The 4299-nt window shown below is 66.4% G+C and carries 4 protein-coding genes; 1 reads left to right on the top strand and 3 read right to left on the bottom strand.

What is annotated here, in order from left to right:
- Together RIF85_RS14850 and RIF85_RS14845 are read right to left on the bottom strand one after the other, a co-directional pair.
- On the bottom strand, nt 1-1325 hold a 1325-nt coding region (locus RIF85_RS14850; protein WP_309072676.1), incomplete at its 3' end, for a glycoside hydrolase family 3 N-terminal domain-containing protein.
- Between the two features lie 196 nt (nt 1326-1521).
- On the bottom strand, nt 1522-2250 hold the full coding sequence (locus RIF85_RS14845; protein ID WP_309072675.1) for a DUF2306 domain-containing protein: 729 nt from the start codon (nt 2248-2250) through the stop codon (nt 1522-1524).
- 109 nt (nt 2251-2359) lie between these two features.
- Between RIF85_RS14845 and RIF85_RS14840 the strand changes: the two genes are divergently transcribed.
- Nucleotides 2360-3067 (top strand): TetR/AcrR family transcriptional regulator C-terminal domain-containing protein, encoded by a 708-nt coding sequence (locus RIF85_RS14840; RefSeq protein ID WP_309072674.1) that lies wholly within the window; start codon nt 2360-2362, stop codon nt 3065-3067.
- A gap of 30 nt (nt 3068-3097) precedes the next feature.
- Here the strand turns inward: RIF85_RS14840 and RIF85_RS14835 are convergent.
- On the bottom strand, nt 3098-4299 hold a 1202-nt coding region (locus RIF85_RS14835; protein WP_309072673.1), incomplete at its 5' end, for an alpha/beta fold hydrolase.

Below are 4299 nucleotides of genomic sequence, written 5' to 3'. Positions count from 1 at the left end.
GCGGCGACGCGCTCAGGAACGGTAGCGTCCTCGAGGCCCCAGGCACGGTCGTTGATGATGCCGGTATCGGAGTTGACGTAGCCGTCGAAGCCCATCTGGTCGCGCAGCAGCCCGTTGACGATCTGGTCGGAGAAGGCCATGCCGACCTCGTCGTAGTCCACGCCCTCGTAGGTGACGTCGACCGGCACGCCGTAGTACGGCATGATCGACGAGACTCCGGCCTCGATGGCGGCCTCGAAGGGCTTGAGGTGGTAGCCGAAGGCATCCCCGGGGTAGACCTGCGCCTTGCCGAAGGCGTAGTGCGGGTCGAGGCCGAGCTCCTGCGGGCCGCCGCCCGGGAAGTGCTTCATCGTGAGCGCGACGTCGGTCTCTGCGCTCAGGGAGTTGCCGTCCTTGCCGACCTCACCCTGGAGCGACTTCACGAGCTGGCCCATGATGTTCGCGCCCAGGTCTGCGTCCTCGGTGAACGTCTCGTGCGTGCGGTACCAGCGTGGCTCGGTCGACAGGTCGGCCATGTAGCCGTACATGCCGCGGAGACCGATGGAGGACCATTCCTCGCCCATGACTTCGGCGAACTCCTCGACGACGGACATGTCGCCGTCGGTCGCCTCGCCGGTGGCCTTCGCCTGCTCGCCGAGGGCGGCCGCGGCGATGCCGGCTTCCTTGGGGAACGCGGAGAATGCGCCGGCTGCCTCGTTGATGCCGGCCCTGGCCTGGGGGTCGATGTGGTTGCGGGCGTTCGACTTGTACAGCACCGGGATGCCGAGGCGGGTGGCCTCGCTCAGCTCCTGGATCTCGTTCATGAACGTCGCCGCCTCGCCCGGGGTGACGCGCACGTTGGTCCCGAAGCCGCCGCCGCTGGGCTGGCACGCACCCCGCTCGGCGCTGTCGACGACGTTGCGGAAGATGAACCGGTGCATCTGCTGGGTGCCGATGTAGTCGAGGGCTGTGTCGGGCACGGTGCCGAACTCGCCCGTCGCCGGGTCGCACGAGGCGTTCACCGTGTCGATGAGCATGAGGCCCGCCTTCTCCTCGAGCGTCATCTGCCCGACGAGATCGGCGACTCGAGCATCGACCGGCTTTCGCCAGTCCTCGTAGACGTCAAGCTTGCCGTTGCCATTCAGATCCTTGAACTGGCGCCCCTTGACCGCGATGATCTCCTTGGCACGGGCCTCCAGCGCCGCGGGCTTTCCGTGATTGCCCGCATTCGTGGACTGGGGCGCAGCGGCTACGGCGCCGGCGCCCAGGATGAAGGTCAGGGGCAGCGCAACGGCAAGACCCACCATGCCTCGCCGTCGTCTCACGCTCGAATTGGCTGTGATCAACGAAGTTCTCCTTTGAACGGGTTTGGAGAGGCGTCCACTGCGGGCGCGCTCCCCACGATGTACCGACGACCCGATCGCAGTCGTCGATACCCGGGCGTGTCCCGGGCATCACCCTAGTCTTGGGGAGTCTTAATACGGTGGAAAGCAGTTGCCATCTGTTGCCCCGTGATTGCCAAGGCTGATTTCAGCCAAGCGGTCAGCGAGAAACTGTTGCCGCCGACCCGGGAAGGGAGCCGGATAGATGGTTCGTTTGCGCGGCCCGACGCATGCGGCGATGGATGAAGTACTCGGCGACGGCAAGGTTGATTACCCACGCCGACCCCAACAGCAGCGCCCGGGTCAGCACGTCGGCCGGGCCGACGAGGAGAAGCCAGGGGATGCTCACGAGGGCCTGGGTTCCCGCGGCGATGCCAATGGCATAGCCGCGTGCCATCCACGCGCCATGGGCGGCGAAGTCCCGGCGCCGGATCGCGAGAATGCCCATGACAATGCTCGCCACCATGGCCGAACCGAAGACCAACCGAAAGACGAGCAGAAGCGGTCCGTCGCTGGCCGGAAGGTCGTAGAAAACAGCCATCCACAGGCCGGACAGCGCGACAAGCAGCCCCGCAGGCGCCAAGATCCGGCCCGCGATCCGATGCCAGCTGCGCCTGCCGCCCTTGCCGCGGCGAAGCGAGGGAACGAACTGGAACGCCCCGACCAGGGAGTACACGATGGCGGCCGGAATGTGGATCAGTACCGGAATGGGCGAGTCGAAAAACCTGTGATTAGCGGCCGTTACTTCTGCCCCGCCCGTGACTTCAGCAAACCGCACGGCACCGAAGAACACCGGGATGAGGCTGATGAAAATCAGGGAAGCCGGCACAAGCCAGCGGCCTCTGGACCGGCCGTTTGAAGTAGAGACGCTCACGGTTTCTGTTGCCATGACCTGATCCTCAGCTATGTGGTGTACGGCGTACACCTGATGCAATAAAAGTAGGTGTACGGCGTACACTTGTCAATAGAGATCCGCTACCCAAAGACGGGGGTTCCAGATGGTCCAGCAGAAGGACAACGCGCCCCGCACTCCCCTGAGCCGGGAGCGTGTGCTGAGTGCCGCCGTCGTTCTTGCGGATCAGTCCGGAGTCGAATCGCTGAGCATGCGGAAGCTCGCGCAGGAGCTGGGCGTGGTGCCGATGGCGCTGTACAAGCACGTCGCGAACAAGGAAGAACTGCTGGACGGCATGGTCGATGTGATCGTAGGCGAGATCGACACCGGCGCCAGTGGCGTGGATTGGAAGAGCGCGGTGCGGCAGCGGGTCCTCGCCGCGCGGCAGATCCTCCTCCGGCATCCGTGGGCCCGCCGGGTGATCGAGTCGCGGACCAGCAAGTCGCCCGTGGTGCTGGAGTATATGGACTCGATGATCGGGATGTTCCGGTCCGGCGGCTTCTCAGTGGATCTGACCCATCATGTGATGCATGCGCTGGGCAGCCGGATGTGGGGCTTCACCCAGGAAGTGTTCGACGACGATCCTGCGAGCGCGCCTGCGGAAGTGCCGCCGGAGATACTCCGCGCGATGGCCGAGAGGTACCCGCATGTCATGGAGATCGCCATGAGGGCGGACCACGACGGCGAGTCCGTCGTCGGCCAGGGCTGCGATGACCAGTTCGAGTTCGAGTTTGCGCTGGATCTGCTGCTGGACGGATTCGAACGCCTGCATCAGCAGGGCTGGACGTCCCGCCGATCCGCGGCTCAGCGATAGTCCGGTGCGGGGTCGAGGCCGAGTCCAGCATCAGGCCACGGGCGGGCGCGTGGCCAACACCCTGGACCCCATCCAGCCTGCCACCGTTTCCAGCAGCTCGGCGTCGGTGCGCTCCCGGATCTGCCGCTTGTAGTCGCTGAGCATCGGCGTCCGCGGATCGCGGCGGAGCAGGTGGGTCATGTCCGGAATGCACTTGGTCTCGACCGGTCCCTGCACCGTGCGGGCGATGATTACCAGGTCGGCGGGGTTGACCTGCAGGTCCTTGGCGCCGCTGATGGCCAGCACCGGCATGTCCAGCCGCTCCAGGAAAGGCAGCGGATCGAACTGGAGGAACTCGCGCATCCAGCGGGCATTGATCCGCCGGCCCTGCATCCGCATCACATCCTGGTCCGAGGCGTGAAGCTTCACCATGGACTTCCGCTGCTGCTCGACCAGATCCGTGCGCAGCAGCTTCAGCACCACCCGCGGGAACGCAGGCAGCGCCCCGGCGATCTGTCCGGTCTGCCACTGCGAGGTTTCCTGGCCGCTGTGGGCCGAGGCTGACAGCAGGACGACGCCGGCCACCCGCCCCCGCTTGCGTGCGGCCAACGTGGTGGCGTGGAAAGCACCTTCGCTGTGGCCCACCACGAAGACCGGCAGCTCCGGCGAGCGCCGGGCGACCATCTCGAAGGCCGCTGCGGCGTCGTCGTAATTATGCTGGAAGCCTGCGGCGAGGAAAGAACCCTCGGAGGCGCCGACGCCCCGCTTGTCGTAGCCGAAAGAAGCGATGCCCTCCAGCGCCAGCGCCTCGGCCAGATCACGGGTGACGCCCAGCGGCATCCGACGGTGGTCCGAGTTGCGGTCAACTTCGCCGGATCCGGGCAGCAGCAGGGCGAGGCCCTTAACCGGTCCGGCCGCGGGAAGGGTCCACGTCCCGGCGAGGTTCAGGCCATCCGACCGGAAGGTGGCGTCTTCCAGAACCGGCACCATGCTCTCGTCCAGGCCGGCGGCTTCCCGCACCTGCCGCGCTGCTTCCTCGACGTCCTCGACCTCGACGACGACGCGGCGGTACTTCTGGTCCTGCAACGTCAGCTGCACCGCCGGCCTTCCTTGATGGACGACGGCGAAGGTGTTCCCGCGGGATCCGCGCCAGGTCCCGATGCGCACCCGGCCGGGAAGTGCCAGGCCCGGCGCACGCATGCCCGTGACCCCGGTGAATCCGTCCTGCAGGACCTGCACGTCCTCCACCGCAG

The organism is Arthrobacter sp., assembly GCF_031179385.1.
Classification (GTDB): Bacteria; Actinomycetota; Actinomycetes; order Actinomycetales; family Micrococcaceae; genus Arthrobacter_D.
Note: the sequence above shows the minus strand (reverse complement) of the source record. Positions and strands in the feature narration are given on the sequence as shown.